Source organism: Azospirillum sp. UENF 111221 (genome assembly GCF_058780625.1).
The window spans coordinates 271,192-289,975 of record NZ_JBSNCH010000001.1 but is presented as its reverse complement, the minus strand read 5'-3'; the positions used below and the strand labels follow the sequence as shown (position 1 = coordinate 289,975).

General features: G+C 70.1%; 16 protein-coding genes and 1 pseudogene. 9 read left to right on the top strand and 8 right to left on the bottom strand.

What is annotated here, in order from left to right; genetic code table 11:
* The 5 genes from ACWPN3_RS01235 (at position 1) to ACWPN3_RS01215 (ending at position 5,692) form a co-directional block, all read left to right on the top strand.
* Complete coding sequence (locus ACWPN3_RS01235; RefSeq protein ID WP_492242240.1) at positions 1–753, top strand: SDR family oxidoreductase; 753 nt, start codon at positions 1–3, stop codon at positions 751–753.
* Positions 754–1,165: 412 nt separating this feature from the next.
* Entirely contained in the window at positions 1,166–1,870 is a 705-nt protein-coding gene (locus tag ACWPN3_RS01230) for an ABC transporter substrate-binding protein (RefSeq protein ID WP_492261008.1), read from the top strand.
* A gap of 117 nt (positions 1,871–1,987) precedes the next feature.
* Entirely contained in the window at positions 1,988–3,754 is a 1,767-nt protein-coding gene (locus ACWPN3_RS01225) for an ABC transporter permease (protein WP_492242242.1), read from the top strand.
* The gene (locus tag ACWPN3_RS01220; protein WP_492242243.1) at positions 3,751–4,818 is read left to right on the top strand and encodes an ABC transporter ATP-binding protein; all 1,068 of its coding nucleotides are present in this window, start codon (positions 3,751–3,753) and stop codon (positions 4,816–4,818) included. The genes ACWPN3_RS01225 and ACWPN3_RS01220 overlap by 4 nt, the downstream gene beginning before the upstream one ends.
* A 40-nt stretch (positions 4,819–4,858) precedes the next feature.
* Positions 4,859–5,692, top strand: coding sequence for an enoyl-CoA hydratase (locus ACWPN3_RS01215; RefSeq protein WP_492242244.1), 834 nt, complete (start codon positions 4,859–4,861; stop codon positions 5,690–5,692).
* A 21-nt stretch (positions 5,693–5,713) separates the two neighbouring features.
* Here ACWPN3_RS01215 and ACWPN3_RS01210 read toward each other — a convergent pair whose 3' ends face one another.
* Positions 5,714–6,649, bottom strand: coding sequence for an AraC family transcriptional regulator (locus ACWPN3_RS01210; RefSeq protein ID WP_492242245.1), 936 nt, complete (start codon positions 6,647–6,649; stop codon positions 5,714–5,716).
* Between the two features lie 97 nt (positions 6,650–6,746).
* Here ACWPN3_RS01210 and ACWPN3_RS01205 point away from each other — a divergent pair, with 97 nt between their 5' ends.
* Both ACWPN3_RS01205 and ACWPN3_RS01200 read left to right on the top strand, forming a co-directional pair.
* The gene (locus ACWPN3_RS01205) at positions 6,747–7,496 is read left to right on the top strand and encodes an SDR family oxidoreductase (protein WP_492242246.1); all 750 of its coding nucleotides are present in this window, start codon (positions 6,747–6,749) and stop codon (positions 7,494–7,496) included.
* A gap of 97 nt (positions 7,497–7,593) precedes the next feature.
* Positions 7,594–8,118 carry a hypothetical protein gene (locus ACWPN3_RS01200; RefSeq protein WP_492261007.1) on the top strand — a complete coding sequence of 175 codons (525 nt, stop codon included), beginning with the start codon at positions 7,594–7,596 and terminating at the stop codon, positions 8,116–8,118.
* 41 nt (positions 8,119–8,159) lie between these two features.
* Here the strand turns inward: ACWPN3_RS01200 and ACWPN3_RS01195 are convergent, their stop codons facing one another.
* The 3 genes from ACWPN3_RS01195 to ACWPN3_RS01185 are packed head-to-tail and all read right to left on the bottom strand — an operon-like array spanning position 8,160 to position 11,418.
* Entirely contained in the window at positions 8,160–9,044 is an 885-nt protein-coding gene (locus ACWPN3_RS01195) for an efflux RND transporter periplasmic adaptor subunit (protein WP_492242248.1), read from the bottom strand.
* Positions 9,041–9,256 carry a DUF1656 domain-containing protein gene (locus tag ACWPN3_RS01190; RefSeq protein ID WP_492242249.1) on the bottom strand — a complete coding sequence of 72 codons (216 nt, stop codon included), beginning with the start codon at positions 9,254–9,256 and terminating at the stop codon, positions 9,041–9,043. Before ACWPN3_RS01190 ends, ACWPN3_RS01195 begins: the two co-directional genes overlap by 4 nt.
* Positions 9,253–11,418 carry an FUSC family protein gene (locus tag ACWPN3_RS01185; protein ID WP_492242250.1) on the bottom strand — a complete coding sequence of 722 codons (2,166 nt, stop codon included), beginning with the start codon at positions 11,416–11,418 and terminating at the stop codon, positions 9,253–9,255. The genes ACWPN3_RS01190 and ACWPN3_RS01185 overlap by 4 nt, the downstream gene beginning before the upstream one ends.
* Here ACWPN3_RS01185 and ACWPN3_RS01180 point away from each other — a divergent pair.
* On the top strand, positions 11,404–12,345 hold the full coding sequence (locus ACWPN3_RS01180; RefSeq protein ID WP_492261006.1) for an AraC family transcriptional regulator: 942 nt from the start codon (positions 11,404–11,406) through the stop codon (positions 12,343–12,345). The genes ACWPN3_RS01185 and ACWPN3_RS01180 overlap by 15 nt on opposite strands.
* Positions 12,346–12,356: 11 nt before the next feature.
* On the opposite strand, the gene ACWPN3_RS01175 is transcribed toward ACWPN3_RS01180, so the two are convergent.
* On the bottom strand, positions 12,357–13,787 hold the full coding sequence (locus tag ACWPN3_RS01175; protein ID WP_492242252.1) for an MATE family efflux transporter: 1,431 nt from the start codon (positions 13,785–13,787) through the stop codon (positions 12,357–12,359).
* Here ACWPN3_RS01175 and ACWPN3_RS01170 point away from each other — a divergent pair.
* Positions 13,787–14,092, top strand: a pseudogene (locus ACWPN3_RS01170) (DUF6537 domain-containing protein); the annotation flags it as partial. The gene ACWPN3_RS01175 and the pseudogene ACWPN3_RS01170 sit on opposite strands and share 1 nt — an antisense overlap.
* Before the next feature lie 49 nt (positions 14,093–14,141).
* Here the strand turns inward: ACWPN3_RS01170 and ACWPN3_RS01165 are convergent.
* From ACWPN3_RS01165 to ACWPN3_RS01155, 3 genes are all read right to left on the bottom strand, one after another.
* Positions 14,142–14,834, bottom strand: a complete 693-nt coding sequence (locus ACWPN3_RS01165; protein ID WP_492242253.1) for a GntR family transcriptional regulator — start codon at positions 14,832–14,834, stop codon at positions 14,142–14,144.
* Between the two features lie 121 nt (positions 14,835–14,955).
* Complete coding sequence (locus ACWPN3_RS01160; protein WP_492242254.1) at positions 14,956–15,684, bottom strand: amino acid ABC transporter ATP-binding protein; 729 nt, start codon at positions 15,682–15,684, stop codon at positions 14,956–14,958.
* Positions 15,685–15,744: 60 nt separating this feature from the next.
* Positions 15,745–18,702, bottom strand: a complete 2,958-nt coding sequence (locus ACWPN3_RS01155) for an FAD-dependent oxidoreductase (protein ID WP_492242255.1) — start codon at positions 18,700–18,702, stop codon at positions 15,745–15,747.
* Between the last annotated feature and the right edge of the window lie 82 nt (positions 18,703–18,784).

Sequence of the window (18,784 nt, the reverse complement as noted above, 5' to 3'; positions counted from 1 at the left end):
ATGCAGGATCGTCTGAAGGGCCGCACGGCCTTCGTGACCGGCGGCGGCGGCGGCATCGGCCGCGCGGTGTGCGAGCGGCTGGCGGCCGAGGGTGCTGCCGTCATCGTCGCCGACATCGGGCTGGACCCGGCGGAGCGGGTCGCCGCGGACTTGCGCGACGGCGGCGCCGACGCCTTCGCCGTGCAGCTCGACGTGGCCGACCGGGCGGGCTGGGAGGCGGCCGTCGCCGCCCTGCCCGAGCCGTTGCGCGCCGTCGACATCCTGGTCAACGTCGCCGGCATCGTCCGCGACCGCTCGCTGGTGAAGATGAGCGATGCGGAGTGGAGCGCCGTCCTCGACGTCAACCTGCGCGGCACGTGGCTCGGCTGCCAGACCGCCTTCAGGCTGGTCGGCGACCGCGGCTGGGGCCGCATCGTCAACATCGCCTCCACCGCCATGCTCGGCACCTTCGGGCAGGCCAACTACTCGGCGTCCAAGGCCGGCGTGGTCGGGCTGACGCGGACGGCGGCGCTGGAGGGCGCCCGGCGCGGCATCCTGGTCAACGCCGTCGCCCCCGGCGTGGTCGAGACCAGCATCGTCGAGGGCGTGCCCGACGCGATCCGCGCGCAATGGGTCGGCAAGACCCCCATCGGCCGGCTCGGCAAGCCGGAGGAGATCGCCGCCATCGTCGCCTTCCTGGCGTCGGACGATGCCTCCTACATCACCGGCCAGACCATCGTCGCCGACGGCGGCGCCACCACCGGCGACTACTGAGCACGAAAACCAACGAAGCCGAAAACGGCATCCACGCAACACCGAACAGGGACGACGAACATGACGGACATCTCTCGCCGCGGGCTTCTGAAGACGGGTGGACTGGCCGGGGCGGCGCTGCTGTCCGCCGGCCTCGCCGGAACCGGCTTCGCCCGGCTGGCGGCAGCGCAGGACGATCCGCTCTACGCCGCCGCCCGCAAGGAAGGCGCGCTGACGCTCTATTGGGGCTCCTACGAGCAGCAGACGATGGAGGCGATCCGCGACGCCTTCAAGGCGAAGTATCCGGGCATCGAGGTCCAGCTTCTCCGTCAGGCCTCGCAGACCGTCTACACCCGCCTGCGGCTGGAATTGCAGAACGGCGTCGCCGAATGCGAACTCCCTGGGCACCACCAACCTGCTGCATTACACCGAATTGAAGAAGATCGGTGCGCTGGCCGCCTACGACCCGCCCGACGCGGCCATGCTGCCCACCGCCTTCAAGGGGCTGGACAAGGACGCCATGTACCATGTCGGCGCCATCAGCCTGACCAGCATCAACTACGCGCCGGGCAAGGTGTCCGCCCCGCCGACGAGCTGGACGGCGCTGCTGGAGGACCAGTGGAAGGGCAAGATCACCACCGGCAGCCCCGCCTTCTCCGGCGACGTGGCGAGCTGGGTGGTCGCCATCCGCCGCAAGTACGGCGACGACTACCTGCGCCGCTTCGGCCAGCAGAAGCCGAAGGTCGGCCAGTCCAACGTCGACACCGTCACCGACATCCTGGCCGGCGAGCGCGTGGTCGGATCCGGCGCGCCCTTCAGCTACACGCTGACCCAGAAGGCGGCGGGCAATCCCATCGACGTCAGCGTGCCCACCGACGACGCCATCCTCAACCTCGGCCTGACCGGCATCCCGGTGAAGGCTCCCCACCCCAACGCCGCCCGGCTGTTCACCAACTTCCTCTATTCCAAGGAGGTCTCCGACATCCTGTCGAAGAATTACTGGCCGACGCTGCGCACCGACGTCGCCTGGGCCGAGGGCCGCTCGCTGGACCAGTTGAAATGGTACCGAAACAGCGGCGACGACCTCGCCGCCGAAGTGGCCGAAGGCATCGCAAAGTGGAAGGAGCTGGTGCGTTAGCCTCCCCGAAAGGTTCCAAATCCCGGACCGGCGGCGGTTGCCACCCGGCCGCCGGTTCGGGAACACTCCATCATGCTGGGCCGCAGGGCCCATCCCTGGCAACGGGAGGCGGACCCAATGGGGGTCATTTCAACCAGTTCCCGCGACGCCGAAGCCCGTCCCGTCATGGCGCGGGTGCCGCTCGTCAAGGCGGCGGTCCTCGGCGCCGTCATCCTTCTCCTGGTGCTGCTGGTGGTCCAGCCCTTCGGCTGGGTGCTGTTCAACAGCCTGCACGACGACGCGACCGGCGCCTGGACCCTGAACAACTACGCGCGCGTCGTCCAGTCGGCCGAGCTGATCGAGCCGCTGGTCAATTCCCTGATCCTGGCCGCCGCCACGGCGGTGATCGCGGTCGGCATCGGCGTGCCGCTGGCCTGGCTGGTGTCGCGCACCGACCTGCCGTTGCGCCGCACCATCCGCGTCCTGACGCTGACCGCCTTCGTCACCCCGTCCTTCATCGGCGCCACCGGCTGGATCCTGCTGGCCGCGCCCAACTCGGGCTGGCTCAACACGGCATGGCGCTGGCTGGCCGGCGAGGGTGCCGGGACGCCGCTGAACATCTATTCGATGGCCGGCGCCATCTTCGTCTGCGGCATCTACACCGTCCCCTACAGCTTCACCATGGTGTCGAGCGCGCTCGACGAGATGGCGGTGGAGCTGGAGGACGCGGCGACGACGCTGGGCTGCGGGGTGCTGCGGACGATGGCCAGCATCACCATCCCGCTGGCCGCACCGGCGGTGATCGCCAGCTTCATCCTGTCCTTCATCCAGGGGCTGACGCTGTTCGGCGTCCCGGCCTTCCTGCTGACGCCGACCGGCATCCCGGTGGTCACCACCAAGCTGGCCGAGTTCTACCAGCTGTTCCCGCCGGAGATTTATCTGGCCGCCGCCTACTGCATGCCGCTGCTGCTGGTCACCGGTACCTTGTTCTGGATGCGCCGCCGCTATCTCGGCCGCAAGCAGTACGTCACCATCTCCGGCAAGACGCGCGCCGGGCGGCAGATCCGGCTCGGCGGCTGGCGCTGGCCCGCGCTGTTCCTTGCCCTGCTGGTGCCGCTGCTGTCGGTCTTCCTGCCCTACGCGGCATTGCTGACGGTGTCGCTGACCCGCGCCTGGGGCCAGGGGCTGAGCTGGGAGAACCTGTCCCTCTACTGGTACTGGTGGGCGGTCTTCGGCAATTCTGAAACCCACACCGCCATCGTCAATTCGCTGGTCTATTCGACGCTGGGAGCGACGCTGTGCGTGGCGCTCGGCACGCTGGTCGCCTACATCGTCGAGCGGCGGCTGATGGTCGGCGCCTCCCTGCTGGGGGCGGTGGCGACGGTGCCCATCGTCATCCCCGGCATCGTCCTGTCGGTCGGCTTCTTCGCCGCCTACACCCGCGCCCCCCTCAACCTCTACGGCACGCCGCTGCTGCTGATCGCCGCCTTCGCCGCCACCTTCCTGCCGATCGCCTATTCCCATGGCGGCTCGATCCTGAAGGGCATCGGGCCAGAGCTGGAGCGCGCCGCCCGCAGCCTGGGCGCCGGCGAGGCGCGGACCTTCCTGTCGATCACCCTGCCGCTGATGGGCGGCGGGCTGGTGTCGGGCTGGTTCCTGGTCTTCATCCCGATCATCCGCGAGCTGTCGGTCGCCGTCTTCCTGATCACACCGAAGACCAACGTGATGACCACGCTGATCTACAACGCCAAGGACGGCGGCAATTACGAAGCCGTCTGCGCGATGAGCGTCCTTCTCCTCCTGATCACGCTGTTCCTCGTGGCGGTGGCCCGCCCGCTGGCCGGGTTGACCGGCGCCCGGCGCACCTCCCGCAAGACCGCCACGGCGGCCGGAGTTCCCTCATGAGCGGCATCCGCATCACCAATCTGCGCAAGTCCTTCGGCAGCTACACCGCGCTGCGCGGCATTGACCTCCAGGTTCCCAACGGCACGCTGCTGGCGCTGCTGGGACCGTCGGGCTGCGGGAAATCGACCACCCTGCAATTGCTGGCCGGCTTCGAGGCCCCGACCGAGGGCGAGATCTGGGCCGACGACGTGCTGCTCTCCTCGCCGCGCGGGGTGCTGCCGCCGGAGCGGCGCGGCATCTCGCTGGTCTTCCAGAACTATGCGGTCTGGCCGCACAAGACGGTGGCCGAGAATGTCGCCTTCGGGCTCAGCATCCGCCGCCTGCCCAAGGCCGAGATCGCCGAGCGGCTGACCCGCGCGCTGCGCACCGTCCGGTTGGAGAGCCTGCGCGACCGCTACCCGTCCGAGCTGTCGGGCGGCCAGCAGCAGCGCGTGGCGCTGGCCCGGGCGCTGGTGGTGGAGCCCTCCATCCTGCTGCTCGACGAGCCGCTGTCCAACCTCGACGCCCATCTGCGCGAGGAGATGCGCTTCGAGATCCGCCAGGTCCACGACCTCCTGGGCATCACCACCGTCTACGTCACCCACGACCAGTCGGAGGCGCTGGTCACCGCCGACCGCATCGCCGTGATGCAGGCGGGGGCGGTCCAGCAGTTCGGCACGCCCGAGGATGTGTTCGAGCGGCCGGCCAACGCCTTCGTCGCCCGCTTCATCGGCTCGAACAACGAGCTGGCCGGCACCGGCGAGGGCGAGGGCAGCATCCGCATCGGCGGCCGCGTGCTGACCGCTCCCGACCGCAGCGGGGTGGCGCGCGGCGGGTCCGTCTCGCTCTGCGTGCGCCCCTCCAAGGTGCGGCTGGACGATGACGGCGGCCTGTCCTGCAACAGCCTGCCCGGCACGATCGTCCGCTCCGCCTATCTCGGCGAGCATCGCGACGTGCTGGTCGACATCGGCGAAGGGCGGACGATCCGCGCCTTCGTGCCGCCGGAACGGCGTTACGGACCGGGTGCGGCGACGACGGTCCATCTCCCCATCGACGCCTGCCAAATCCTGGCCCCCTCCGCCTGACGGCCTTCCCCCTGGCGGCCTTTCAAGGAAATCCTCGATCATGACCGATCCGACGACCGGCGCCCCGACGGGCGCCGCCCCCGAACCTGCACCCGAAATCCTGACGGAGCGGCGCGGTGCCGTGGAATGGGTGATCTTCAACCGCCCGCGCGCCCGCAACGCCATGACCCCCTGGATGGAGGACCGGCTGATCGAGATCTGCCGGGCGGTCGATGCAGATCCCACTGTGAAGGCGCTTGCCCTCACCGGTGCGGCCGGCGACAAGCCGGCCTTCATGGCCGGGGCCGATCTGTCCTGCCTGCAAAGCGTCTCCTCGCCCGAGGATTTCACCATCCTGGAAACCCGTGCCGAGGCGGCGGCGATGGCCCTGGAGGCGGTGCGCGTGCCGACGGTCGCCGTCCTCTCGGGCCCCTGCATCGGCGAGGGGGCGCTGCTGGCCTCCTGCTGCGACGTGCGCATCGCCTCGCCGTCGGTGCGCTTCGGCTTCCCCATCGCCCGCACGGTGGGGAATTGCCTGAGCGTCAAGAATCTGGCGAGGCTGTCGGCGCTGCTCGGCACCGTGCGGACACGGGAGATGATCTTCAGCGCCCGCCTGCTGGGCGCTGACGATCTGGCGGCGGCCGGGGCGGTGCGCACCGTCGTCGCCGGCGAGGACGAGCTGACCGCCCATGGCCAGCAGGTGGCCGAGGAGCTGGCCGCGCTGGCCCCCCTGACCCTCTGGGCGACGCGCGAGGGGCTGCGCCGGCTGCGCGACAACAGCCTGCCGCGGGACATCGACGGCGACCTGCTGCGCCGCTGCTACCTGTCGGCCGACTATCAGGAGGGCATCGCCGCGTTCCTGGAAAAGCGCCCCCCGGTCTGGAGCGGGAGATGAGTGCCGCGCGGATTTGAAAACTCAGCGCCAATCCTTCGCAGACGCCGGGCCTTCGCTGGCCTCGGCCAACCGTGAGTAGCGTGCCGGCGAAACGCCCTGGAAGCGCGTGAAGGCGACGGTGAACGTGTTGGCCGAGCTGTAGCCGACACGCTCCGCAACCTCCTCGACCCCGAATTCGCTGTCGCGCAAAAGCTGTTTGGCCAGCGCCATGCGCCAGGAGAGCAGATATTCCATCGGCGCCACGCCGACGACCCGGTTGAAGCGGGCAAAGAAGGCGGATCTCGACATGCCCGCTTCGGCGGCGAGGTCGGCCACCGTCCAGCCGCGGCCCGGCTCGGCGTGCATTGCGCCCAACGCCTCGGCCAGCCGCGGATCCGCAAGCCCGCTCGCCAGGCCCGGTGCGCCCTCCACACTGCCGGCGCAGCGGAACGCTTCGATCAGCAGCACCTCCAGCAACCGCTCCAGGACGAGGTCGCGGGCCGACCTGCGCGCCCGCGATTCATCGCTGACGAGTTGCATCACCGTCAGAAGACGGGGTTCGCCGCGGACGATTACCGTGCGGGGCAGCAGGGGCACCAGAAGCGGGGCGTCGGGCGAATCGAAAACGCAGTGCCCGATCTGCATGCGCAGATCCGGCGACCCCTCCGCACATCCTGCCCGAAAATGGCCGGGCCCGATCTCCGCCGGCCTTTCGAACACACCGGGCGGAGGCGGCACCGGACTCTCGTTGATGAGTTCCTGCATGGCCGGGACCATCACGAAATCCCCGGCTTCAAGCACCGCCGGCGTGTGTCCGTTCACCATCATCCGGCACTTGCCTTCCAGGATCGCGCAATAGAACGGCTCGCCGGTGCCCTCGCGCCGGATGCGCCAGGACCCGGCGCACTCCACGAATTTGGAAAACCGTGCGGCGGGTTTCAGGAGGCTGACGACTTCGGCAAGCGGATCGACGCGCAAATCAGGACCATCTGCTTAGAAATAAGGACGTCCGACCGTATACCGTCCTGCCTCCTCTGGCTAGCATGCAGGCCACACCCCTGAAACGAGGCCTCGTATGTCCACCATCCTCATCACCGGCTGCTCATCCGGCTTCGGCCTTGAGACCGTCCGGCTCTTCCTCGACCGCGGCTGGACTGTCGTCGCGACGACGCGCAACGGGCGCGCCGACATGCTGCCCGCGTCCGAGCGTCTGCGCGTCCTGCCGCTCGACATCACCGACCGGAGCAGCATCGATCGGGTGATCGGCGATGCCGGTCCAATCGACGTGCTGGTCAACAATGCCGGTTTCGGCGCACCCGTCCCGGTGGAGCTGACGAGCCCGGAAACGGCGAAATCCCTCTTCGAGACCAACACGCTCGGCACGCTGGCGATGCTCCAGGCCGCGCTGCCGCAGTTCCGCGAACGCCGTGCCGGCGTGGTGATCAACGTCACCTCGGCCGCCCTCCTCAAGCCGCTGCCGCTGATCGGCGTCTATCGCGCGAGCAAGGCCGCGGTGGATGCGTACACCGAATCCCTGGCGGTCGAACTGGAGCCCTTCGGTATCCGGGTGCATCTGGTGATGCCCGGCCGTTCGCCCGAAACGAAGTTCGGCGACAGCGCGCGCCGGCATCTGCGCGGCCTCGACGACCCCGATTACCAGCCGCTGATCGAGCGCATGCTGACGGGAATGCGCAACAGCGCGGGTCCGGTGACCCATGCCGGGGATGTCGCCCAGGCGATCTGGCGCACTGCGACCGATCCCTCGGTGCCCCTGCGCATCCCCGCAGGCGCCGATGCCGAAGCATGGATGGCCGAGGCCGGCTGAACTCCGGAACACCGCGATGCGGCGGTGGCTGCGCGAAGCCGCCGCTTGACGGTCGGGGGCCGGGCTGTCCCTGGAGGCTTGCAAGGCCGGAGCGGCGATGGCTGAATCGGCGACCGGTCGATCATGGAAGGAGATGCGGATGGACGGAGCGCAGGTCATGCCGGTGTCGCTGTCTCCGCCCACCGATCCGGCCATCCGCTGGGCCGGCCGCCTGCTCGCCATGGTGGGCGAGCTTCACAAGGTCGGGTATCAGCGTCTCAGGATCGCCCCCGGCATGGCCCCGTCGGGATGCCATTGGCGCTGCCACGTCACGCCGGCGGGCAATGTCGCCGCGAACGGATGGGAGCCGCTCGATTGGAGCCGGCAGGTCGCCAGCTACAGCACCGGCCAGAAGGACCGCTATTTCGGATGGGAGGATTCGGCGCAGGAGTCCGCCCGTCACCTCGCCGCGAAGTTCGTCGAGCGGTTTCCCGAGATCGCCCGCGACGGCCAGGGTGCGGACTGGGCCTATGCCGGCTGGTATGTCGCCATGCTCGGGCACGCCGAGCATGGGGCCTTTCCGGTCTTCTTCGCCGATTACCCGGTCGAAATCGCCTGCGACCGGCTGCCCCCGCCGCCCTGAGTGGCAGTCGCGACGCCTGACGCGACTGCCGATGCGGCCGGTCACAGCGCGTCGGGGTCCGTTGTGGACCCGATGGCGACGGTCGCCGTCATGCCCGCCGCCAGCTCGACGCCGGGCGGCACCCGGTCGATGTGGATGCGCACCGGGATGCGCTGGGCGAGGCGGACCCAGCTGAAGGTCGGCTCGACGTTCGGCAGGCCGAGGTGTCCCGGCGTTCCGTTGCTGTCCTCGATGCCGCGGCCGATGCTGTCGACATGGCCGGACAGCGGCTCGTCGAAGCCCATCAGCATGATCCGCGCCGGGCTGCCGACACGGATCCGCCGCAGCTTGGTTTCCTCGAAATAGCTGGTGATCCAGAAGCTGGTGGCGTCGAGGATGGCGATCTTCGTCACGCCGGCCGTGGCATAGTCGCCGGGCCGCAGCCGCAGATTGGTGACATACCCGTCGACCGGTGCCCGGATCGTCGCCCGCGCGAGGTTGAGCCTGGCGAGATCGAGCGCCGCCACCGCGCCGTCATAGGTCGCCGCCGCCTGTGCCGCGGCGCCGGCCGTCTGCTGCACATCCTCCTGCGAGATGACCTCGCGGAGCTGGCTTCGCCGCCGCGCCGCCGCCTGCCGGACAAGCATGTCCTGGCGCCGGCCCTCCGCCTCGGCCTGTGCGGACGCCACCGCGAGCGAGAACCGCGCGGCGTCGATCGCATAGAGGACATCGCCGCGATGCACATACTGGTTGTCGGCGACGGAGACGGCGCCCACGGTCCCGGAGACCTCCGGCGCGATCTGGACCACCTCCGCGCTCACCCGGGCATCCCGCGTCCACGGCGTCTGCTCGTGGCGGTTCCACACCTGCAAAGCCACGACGGCGGCAGCCGTGCCGAAGCACAGGGTCAGGGCATAGCGCCCGAGCAGGGACAGCACAGCTTTCATTGGAATGTTCCGCTGGAGGGCAGAGCCTGCAAAAGCAGGCCGTAGAGAAGGGCGAAAATGGCGAGTTCGACGAGCGGCCGGCTGGCGGTCAGGCGGAAGAGCCCCGCAGCCGCGAAGAGACGGACCAGCGCGACGGTTCCGGCGAGCGCCGCCACGGCAAGCACCAGCAGACCGGGGAGGAAGACTCCCCCGAAATCGAGATCGGGGATCATCGGTCGGTCTCCCAAGACACCGCCCCGCCCGGACCGAGGGCGAACCGGAGGTCGATGAGCAGGTCGAGCAGCAAAGCACGGTCGGCAACAGGGCTGTCGGCAGGCGGGCCATCAGCAGGCGGGCTGTCGGCAATCCGCGCCGCCAGCGCTTCGATGCGCCGGTGCAGGGCCGTGGCATCCGACGGCCCCGCCCGGTATCCGGGGCCGAAGCGCAGGGCAATCGCGGTGAGAAGCTCGAACCCGTCATGAGCGATCTCCCCGTCATTCGCGCCGAGATGCCGGATCGCCCGATGAAGCCGGCCGGCGGCGTGACCGACGCGCAGATGGTGCAGCGTGTCGTCGAGCACATCCGGGTGGGACGTCCCGGACAGCCGGAGCCTCGGCAGCAGCAGCGCCGTCCGGTCGATCATCAGGCTCGTCCACAGCGCCTCGTCGGGTGCGCCGCCCAGGGCCCGTCGCCTGACATCCCGCCGGTTCAGCCGAAGCAGCCGACCGATTGCCGCATCGACCGGGATGGTCTGGAACAGGCTCATGCTGGCGACGGCAAATCCTGTTGCCGCGAACAGCGCGACAACGCTGTTGAGCGACCCGGCGAAGTCGCCGGCATAGCTGGCGCCCAGTCCCGACAGGATCGGGATCGTCAACGTGATGCCGAGCGCCATGTAGGCCGTCGGCGGCCGGGCTTGCAGCGAGCCGGCGACCAGGAAGGCTGGTGCCAGCACCGCGGCGAGACCGGCGAAATCCGTCACGCGGGGCAGGATGGCGAAGCTGTAGACCAGGCTGACCGCCACCCCGACGACCGAGCCGGTCATGTATTTGACGACATTCGGCGCCGGCGTGTCGACATTGCCGAACAGGGCGCAGCAGACGCCCAGGATCGACACCGCCAGCCCACCCTCCGGCCAGGCCGACCAGATCCAGAACGCACAGCCGATGACGATGCCGGCGACCGCGCCCAGCGCGCTCCGGGCGGCCATCCAGGGGTCGCGGTGATAGACGTAGCCCGTCGCGCGCCCGGCGCGCCGGTGCGATGCGGCGTCCGGCGGCCGGGTGGCGGCAAGGGCGGTCCGGGCACTGCTCCGTCCGACGATCCGTCCGAGCCGGTCGCACTCGTGAAGCAGGCCGATCATCTCGGCGAGGTGGCCGACGAGGTTGGCCGCCAGCCTGTCGCCGGCCGTCGCGGCCTCCGCGGCGAGGCGTGTCCGCAGCGTGCGGGCACGATCGATCAGACGGATCGCGACGGCATCCCGCCCGGCCGCATCGGCGGCGGCGAGCCAATCCCCCGCACCATCCAGCAGCGCGGCCAGCTCGTCGGCCAGTTCGTTTGGCCGCTCGTTGCGCAAACTGCGGTCTCCGCTGCGCAGCGCATGGATGCGGTCCCCGACCTCCGTGGCGAGCGGAAGCAGCCGCGCAAGCCGGTCATGGATCAGGTGCAGCGTCTCCAGGCTCGGCGTCACCGGCACCGGATCGTAGGGCAGGTGAGCGGCCAGCCCTTGCAGGGCGAGAAGATCGCCGGCGAGCCGGTCGCGGTCGCGGCGGAACCCCTGCCCGGAGCGTCCATGCAGCGCATCGCCCGCCAGCCGGCGGGCGTCCCGCAGCGTCGCCGACAGCTTGGCGGTGAATTGGCCGGTCATGCGCTTCGGCAGGACGAAGCGATGGACCAGGACGGCGCAGAGGATGCCGATGGAGATCTCCTGGACCCGCACCGACGCCGTGTCGAAGATGGCGGCGGGATGGAACACGCCGGGGAAGCCGATCAGGCTGGCGGTGTAGCCGGACAGCACGAAGGCATAGGCCCGCGCGGTGCGGTCGAGCAGCGAGAAATAGAGGCACAGGCCGATCCAGCCGGCGAGGACCACGCTGCACACAAGCGGATCGTTCACGAAACAGGGGACGATCGCCACGGTCGCCACCGCCCCGACAATCGTGCCCGCGAAGCGGTAGACGCCGCGGCCGAGCGACGCGCCGGCCGAATTCTGCGACACGATGTAGACGGTGACGATGGCCCAGGAGGGTTTCGGCACCCCTGCGCGCAGCGCGATGTAATAGGCCAGCATCGCCGCGGCGAAGCTTTTCGCCGAGAAGAGCAGCGCGTCGGCATCGCTCCGCAGCAGCGCGATCGTGGCGGTCAGGAGCCGGTCCGAAGGATGGTGGGTTCTCATGCCCCCGAGTATCGGCGCGTTGCGCAGCCAGATAAATTAGGTATCCTGTCAAAAAATCCTTTAATCCTGCCAAAACCGATCATGCCGAATGCGATGTCCGGGTCACGGTCCGCCGTTTCCGTCTTCGACCCCGATCTCGCGGACCGGCCTGCCGTCGCACGCCTGCTCGACTTCGCGGACTACGAGGCGGAAGTGCCGGTGCACGTGCATCGGCGGGGACAGTTGATTCTGGCGCTGCATGGCGCCGTCACCTGCACCGCGGACGACGAGATCTGGATCGTGCCGCCCGATTGCGGGGTGTGGATTCCGGGCGGCATGCCGCACAGCGTCAGGACGACGGCGAATGCCCGGCTCAGCTATTTGTTCGTCGAGCCGGGAGCGGCAAACCTGCCCGAGCTCTGCTGCACCCTGTCGATCTCTCCGCTGGTGCGGGAGCTGGTCAACCGGCTGACCGGCGAGGTTCTGGACTATCTGCCGGACAGCCATGCCGCCCGGCTTGCACGGGTGACGCTGGACGAGCTGGCCGCGATGCCGCGCGAACACTTCAACCTGCCCATCTCCAACGATCCGAAGATCCGGACGATCGCCGATGCCCTGACGGTCGAACCGTCCGACCGCAGCACCCTGGCAGAGTGGGCCAAACGCGTCGCCATGAGCGAACGGTCGCTGGCCCGTCTGATGCTGCGCGAGACCGGCCTGACCTTCGGGCGCTGGCGGCAGCAGCTTCACCTTGTCGTGGCGCTTCGCGAACTGGCCGGCGGGGCCGCGGTGCAGACGGTGGCGGACACGCTCGGCTACGAATCGGTCAACGCCTTCATCACGATGTTCAAGAAGGCCCTGGGAAGCACGCCGGCACAATATTTTACCCAGCGCAGGGCGAGGCTGCCGGGGTCACGGACAGGGAAGAGCAAGCCGGGTGTCAGGTAAGCGATGCCGCCTCACGGCCGGTTGACCTGCACGGCCAGCGCGACCGCCGCCTTGCCGGACAGCGGAACGTCGGCCGGCACCGCCACCGCCTCCGGTGCCGGGCCGCCTCCGCTCCGGCCGAGCCGCCCGGTCACCCGGAACGCCACCAGGACCGCCGCGATGCCGAACAGCACCGATCCCGCCGCCTGTCCGATCAGCACCCCCGGCGCCCCGCCCAGCCAGCCGCCAACCGCAACGAACGGCATGGTCCCCAGCGTCGCCCTGCCCCAGTTGAACCCGGTCGCCAGCAGGGGGAAGCCCAGATTGTTGAAGGCGGCGTTGCCGACGAACAGGAAGCCGACGAACAGGAACCCGCCGGCCACCACAGTGCAGAACAGGCGGACCAGATCAGCCGACACGCCCTCGGCGGAAAAGGCGCCCACCACCAGATCGCGGGCAAGGAACAGACCCAGCCAGACCGCCAGCACCCAGACGACGATCAGCGCCAGGCTGGCCCGCAGGGTCGCGCGCACCCGGTCGGGGCGGCCGGCCCCCAAATTCTGCGCAAGGATCGGGCCGACGGCACCGGTCAGGGCGAAGATGGTGCCGAAGGCGACCGGAACCAGGCGGTCGACGATGGCCGCCCCGGCGATGGCCGCATCGCCGAAACGCGCCATGCTGGTGGTGACATAGACGCCGGCGACCGGGGTGGCGAGGTTGGTGAGGACCGCCGGACCGGCGATGCCGGCCAGCGTCCCGGCATCCGTCAGCAGGCCGGTCCAGCCCGGTGCGGCGACCAGCCGGTGCACCCGCGCCACGCCGTGCCAGCCGACGGCGGCGAGCAGGCAGCGCGACAGCACGACCGTCACCGCCGCACCGGTCAGGTCCAGCCGCAGGCCGAAGATCAGGATCGGGTTCAGCGCCGCGGTGAACAGCGCCGCATAGAGCGTGACGGTCATGGCGCGGCGCGCATCGCCCTGCGCCCGCAGCATCGCCGAACAGCCCATGCCAAGGCCGAGCAGCGGCAGGGTCGGCGACAGGATGGTCAGGTAGCCGACGGCAAGCTCCCTGGTGGCTCCCCTGGCGCCCAGCAAATCCATCGCCGACCCCAGCAGCGGCAGGGTCAGCAGGCCGACCGCTGCGGCGACCAGTGCGGTCAGAATCAGGCTGGATCCCGCCAGCCTCGCCGCCTCCACGCGCCGGCCGCCGCCGATGGCGCGTGCGACCAGCGCTCCGGCGCCGATCGACAGCCCGATGCACAGCGACGATTGCAGGAACAGGACGGTGCCGGCGAAGCCGACCGCCGCCGCCAGCTCGCGTTCGCCCAGCAGTGAAATGTAGAACAGGTTCAGCAGATCGACGGCGAACACCGCGATCAGCCCGACCGAGCCGGTGGCGGTCATCACCATCACATGGCGCATCGGCGAACCGGTGGTGAAGCGCCCTACGGCGGTTTCGGCCATTGCAGCGGTCTCCTCTTGGGCGGCACTGGGATGGCGACCTCTGGGGTCAGAGATTGGTTCGCCGCCTTTCCCATCAAGTCGTCCCTGGCCACACTGCCGCAAGCGGAGACCGCCGGCAAACCGCTTCGCCCGCCGGCTTCCGCCTGCGCTTCCATCCGGCTCCTCCCCTGCTTGCGGGCCGCGACGAGCGGACAGGCCACGTGAGGAAGAGTGCCTATCGTCCCTGGATGCCGACCATGTTCAAAGTGCCGGCGAAACTCAAAGGACTGCGCGGAATGCCGGTTGATCCGTTCGGGCGCACCGCGGAACGCCGGCGTCGCGGACCGGCTCCGCGGGCCGCTCAGAGCGACCCGCTCAACTCTTGGCGATCTCGCCCAGCACGTCCTTGGCGAGGCTGCGGATGTGCCGCTCCATGGCGGCCCGCGCCTCCGCCGCATCGCCGCTCTCCAGCGCCGCGATCACGTCGAGATGCTCGTCGCAGTCGGGACGGATGCGCGACGGCAGGCCGGACAGTTCGAACAGGCGCGTCGTCACCCGCAGGTCGCGGATGATCTGCGCCAGCACCGCGTTGCCGGAGGCCTCGGCGATCAGGGTGTGCAGCTCCTCGTCGGCCGCCCAATGGTCCTCGAAGCGGATCTTGGGCTCGTCGCGCAGCCGCAGCATCTCGGCCTTCATCGCCTGCAGGCGGACCGGATCGACCCTGGACGCGGCGGCGGCGATGGCCTCCCCCTCCAGGATCTCGCGCAGGCGCATGCTCTGGAAATATTCGCGGTTGGAGACCTCGCGCACCCGGTAGGGGCGGTTGAACTCCTTGCGGATCAGCCCTTCGCTCGCCAGCCGCACCAGCGCCTCGCGGATCGGCGTGCGCGAGATGCTGAGTGCGGTGGCCAGCCGGTCTTCGACGATCACCTCGCCGCTCGGGATGCGGCGGTCGAGGATCATCTCCAGGATGGTGCGGTAGGCCATGCTCGCCAGGTTGACGCCGGCGGTGGCCGGCGTCGCGGCCTTGGGGCCTTCGGCTTTTGAAGCCTCCATGTCCATGCTCATACCAAGTCCTGCCACCTGACGCTGATCTTCTCCCCTAACAAAGCAGACGAACCGTTGTCCTGCAAAGGTTCTGATCGGCCCGGCCGGGGGGATGGGGGGCGGTGCCGCGCCCGGGCGGGGATCAGTGCTGCAAAATCTTGGCGAGGAACTGGGCGGCGCGCTCCGACCGCTGGGTCTCGAAGAACTCGGTCTTGGTGCAGTCCTCGATGATGCTGCCATGGTCCATGAAGATCACCCGGTGGGCGACCTTGCGGGCGAAGCCCATCTCGTGGGTGACGCAGATCATCGTCATGCCCTCGTTCGCCAGCTCGACCATCACGTCGAGCACCTCGTTGATCATCTCGGGGTCGAGCGCCGAGGTCGGCTCGTCGAACAGGATGGCGATGGGGTCCATCGCCAGGGCGCGGGCGATGGCGACGCGCTGCTGCTGGCCGCCGGACAGCTGGCCGGGGAACTTGTGCGCCTGGCTCGCCAGCCCGACCCGCGCCAGCAGCGCCTCGCCCTTCGCCACGGCCTCGTCCGTCTGGCGGCCCAGCACCTTGCGCTGCGACAGGGTCAGGTTCTGCATGATGGTCAGGTGGGGGAAAAGCTCGAAATTCTGGAACACCATGCCGACGCGGGCCCGCAGCGCCGACATCTTCGTGCCCGGTGCGCCGACATCCATGCCGTCCACCTCGATGCGGCCCGACTGGAAGGGTTCCAGCCCGTTGACGCACTTGATCAGCGTCGACTTGCCCGACCCGGAGGGGCCGCAGACCACCACCACCTCGCCCTTGCGCACGGTGGTCGTGCAGTCCTTCAGGACCTGGAAGGTGCCGTAGCTCTTGCTGACATTCTCGATGGCGATCATGGGGGCTTCTCTTGGCGATGGGGGCGTTGGACGGATGAGCGGGGCGGATGAGAGGACGGTTCAGCCGAACCGGTCGATCAGGAAGGGCGTCGGGTCGATGTCGGTGCGGCCGTCGAGCAGCAGGTCGGCGGTCATGCGGGCGACGACCGGCGCCAGGGTGAAGCCGTTGGACGTCACCGTGTTGAAGAAGCCCGGCAGTCCCGGCACCGGGCCGAGGATCGGCGCGCCGTCGATGTTGATGTTCATCGCCGCCCAGGCGCGCACCACATGCAGCCCGGCGATCTGCGGCAGCACATGGCGGGCGACCCACAGATTGCCCTCGATGCTGGAGCGCGACACCGTGTTGAAGCGGCGCGCCGGGTCGAAAACGGCGGTCCAGGCGCCACCGATGATCAAGCCCCCGGTGACCGCCTGCTTCAGGCTGAGATGGCGGTCGGCATGGGCGACCAGTTGCCCGACCAGCTTGGGCGCCGGCTCGGTGACGATCATCTGCAGGGGCGCGCTGTGCACCGGCACGTCAATGCCGACCAGCCGCCCGGTCTCGCGCGCCCACGGGCCGCTGGCGTTGACGATCTGCTTGGCGCGGATGCGGCAGCGCGAGGTCTCGACCCGCCAGCCGCCGCCCTCGACGGACGGCAAAGCGGCGATGCCCGTGACATTCACCCCGCGCAGGAAGCGGGCGCCCTGGCGGCGCGCCTGCTCCAGCACGGCGTAGGTCGCGCGCAGCGGGTTGATCTTGCCCTCCTGCGGGGCGTATTCGGCGCCGATCAGCCCGTCGGACAAGGCGGGGGCGAGGCGGCGCAGCTCGGCCGCGTCGATGATGGCGTTCTCGACGCCGTAGCGCCGCTCCAGCGCCGCCTTGGCGCGGAGGAACTCCATGCCGGCCGGGCTGTCCGCCACCATCAGCCCACCGGTGACGGCCAGTTCGAAGTCCGCCCCGCAGGCCGTCTCCAGTTCCCGCCACAAGGCGATGGAGCGCGGGCCGAGCGTCAGCGTCGCCGCCGCCGGTCCGCCCCCCGCCTCGGCCTTGGCGCCGAAATCGAAGGACAGCAGCTGGACATGCAGGCTGCCGGCATTGGCGCCCGAGGCCTGCAAATTGGTGTCGCCGCGCTCGACCACCAGCACGTCGCGCCCGGCCTGGGTCAGGTAATAGGCGAGGCAGGATCCCACCACGCCGCCGCCGACGATCAGGATCTCCGCCTCCTGGTCGGGCAGCGGCCCATCCTCCAGCGGACGGGCGAGGTTGGGCGTGATGGCGCGCTGGTGGCCGCCCCATTCCGGCTTCTCGAAGGCGAAGGCGCCGGCCGGCGTCGGCTTGGCCGGCAGGCGCGGCGCCAGATACTGCTCGGGCGCCCGCTTCCTGCCGGTCGCCTGCTCCAGCAGCAGGGCGGCGGTCGCCGCGCAGTAGCGGCCCTGGCAGCGCCCCATGCCGAGCCGGGTGTTGCGCTTCAGCGCCGCGAGGCTGTCATGGCCGGCGGCGATCTCGGTGCGGACTTGGCCGAAAGTGACTTCCTCGCAACGGCACAGCATGGCGTCGTCGGGCACAATGTCGAGCCGCGGCGGCGGCGCTTGGTAGATCGACCACAGCGCCGCCTGGAAGCCCTCGGCCCGCCGCAGATCGGCCAGCACCCGCCGGCCCTCCTCCGGGTCGCTGTCGCTCAGGCCGAGCTGGGCGGCGGCGGCGATGCCGGCGAGGCGTCCGCGCGCCTGCGCCACCCTGGACCCGCCGAGATCGACGCCGTCGCCGACTGCGAACACACCCGGCACGCTGGTGGCGCCGTCCACCGCGATCTCGGTGGCGAGATAGCCGAGATGGCGGTCCTCGACCAGCCGATGGGCGCAGCCGAGCGCGCGGGCGATCTCGGTCGAGGGGATGAAGCCGTATCCCAGGCACAGGGCATCGGCGGCAACGGTGACGGCCTCTTCCAGCCGGGCAGCGCCGTTGGCGCCAAGCGGGGCATAGCGCACCTGTGCCAGCCTGCCCTCCCCCTCCGCCGCGACCACCCCATGCCCCCACAGCACCGGAACCCCGGCGCGCCGCAGCGTCAGCATATAGCGGGCGCCGTCGCCGATCAGGCCGGGGGCGGCGCGCAGCGCGGTCAGCATCTGCCGCCATTGGGCGGGCGACGGGCGCGGCGCGCTTTCCAGCACGGCGGCCACCGCGACGCCGCCCTCCACCAGCTCGCAGGCCAGCTGCAAATTGAGCGGGCCGTTGCCGGCGACCACAACCTTTCGCCCGGGCGCGACACGGTAGGCGCGCGCCAGGGTCTGGCCGGCTCCGGTCGTCATCACGCCGGGCAGCGTCCAGCCTGCGAAAGGCGCCGGCCGCTCATAGGCGCCGCCGGCGATCACCAGCCGGCGCGGCCGGTAGACGGTCTCGCGCCCGTCGACGACGGCGACAACCTCGTCGGGGGCATGGGCACCCCACACCGTCGCCTCCTGGACGATGGCAGCACCCGCCGCCTTCGCCGCGTCGAGCAGGGCGAGGCCGGCCCGGAACTGGCGGTCGGTCGGCCGGTCGGCACGGTGCGAGGGGGCGAGCGGCTTGAAATACTGGCCGCCGCTCTGCGGCCGCTCGTCCAGCACCACCACCCCGGCACCGCGCCTTGCCGCCGCTGTCGCTGCCGCCAGACCGGCCGGCCCGGCGCCGATCACCAGCACATCGACCACCCGCTCCTCCGGCGCATCGCCCACCGGCGGCGGCACCAGCGCGACCAGCGGATCCTCCGGCGTGCCGGCCGGCGGCTGCGAGCGGATGGTCTGGCCATCCGCCACCTTGGTCAGGCAGGCGCGCTGGCTCGCCTTGCCGTCGACCGTCACCAGGCACTCGAAGCAGGCGCCCATGCCGCAATAGAGGCCGCGCCGGCCGCCGTCGCGGCTGTGGCGGTAGGCGGCGACGCCGTGCGCCGCCAGGGCCGCCGCCACCGTCTCCCCGGCCAGCGCGGGAATCCGCTCGCCGTCATAGGTGATCTCGATGGGGGCGCCGTCGCGGCGGACGCTTGGATGTTCGAGGCGCATGGGCGGTCGGCTTTGTCCGGGTGCGGTGGAAAGCGCTTTTCGAGGCTGCGTCAATTAGCGCTGGATTCCTGTATACAGGTAG

Coding starts and splice junctions, on each gene's coding strand:
- ACWPN3_RS01235 (WP_492242240.1), top strand. CDS start 1: ATGCAGGATCGTCTGAAGGGCCGCACGGCCTTCGTGACCGGCGGCGGC.
- ACWPN3_RS01225 (WP_492242242.1), top strand. CDS start 1,988: ATGGGGGTCATTTCAACCAGTTCCCGCGACGCCGAAGCCCGTCCCGTC.
- ACWPN3_RS01220 (WP_492242243.1), top strand. CDS start 3,751: ATGAGCGGCATCCGCATCACCAATCTGCGCAAGTCCTTCGGCAGCTAC.
- ACWPN3_RS01215 (WP_492242244.1), top strand. CDS start 4,859: ATGACCGATCCGACGACCGGCGCCCCGACGGGCGCCGCCCCCGAACCT.
- ACWPN3_RS01205 (WP_492242246.1), top strand. CDS start 6,747: ATGTCCACCATCCTCATCACCGGCTGCTCATCCGGCTTCGGCCTTGAG.
- ACWPN3_RS01200 (WP_492261007.1), top strand. CDS start 7,594: ATGGCTGAATCGGCGACCGGTCGATCATGGAAGGAGATGCGGATGGAC.
- ACWPN3_RS01195 (WP_492242248.1), bottom strand. CDS start 9,044: ATGAAAGCTGTGCTGTCCCTGCTCGGGCGCTATGCCCTGACCCTGTGC.
- ACWPN3_RS01190 (WP_492242249.1), bottom strand. CDS start 9,256: ATGATCCCCGATCTCGATTTCGGGGGAGTCTTCCTCCCCGGTCTGCTG.
- ACWPN3_RS01180 (WP_492261006.1), top strand. CDS start 11,404: ATGGTGGGTTCTCATGCCCCCGAGTATCGGCGCGTTGCGCAGCCAGAT.
- ACWPN3_RS01185 (WP_492242250.1), bottom strand. CDS start 11,418: ATGAGAACCCACCATCCTTCGGACCGGCTCCTGACCGCCACGATCGCG.
- ACWPN3_RS01175 (WP_492242252.1), bottom strand. CDS start 13,787: ATGGCCGAAACCGCCGTAGGGCGCTTCACCACCGGTTCGCCGATGCGC.
- ACWPN3_RS01165 (WP_492242253.1), bottom strand. CDS start 14,834: ATGAGCATGGACATGGAGGCTTCAAAAGCCGAAGGCCCCAAGGCCGCG.
- ACWPN3_RS01160 (WP_492242254.1), bottom strand. CDS start 15,684: ATGATCGCCATCGAGAATGTCAGCAAGAGCTACGGCACCTTCCAGGTC.
- ACWPN3_RS01155 (WP_492242255.1), bottom strand. CDS start 18,702: ATGCGCCTCGAACATCCAAGCGTCCGCCGCGACGGCGCCCCCATCGAG.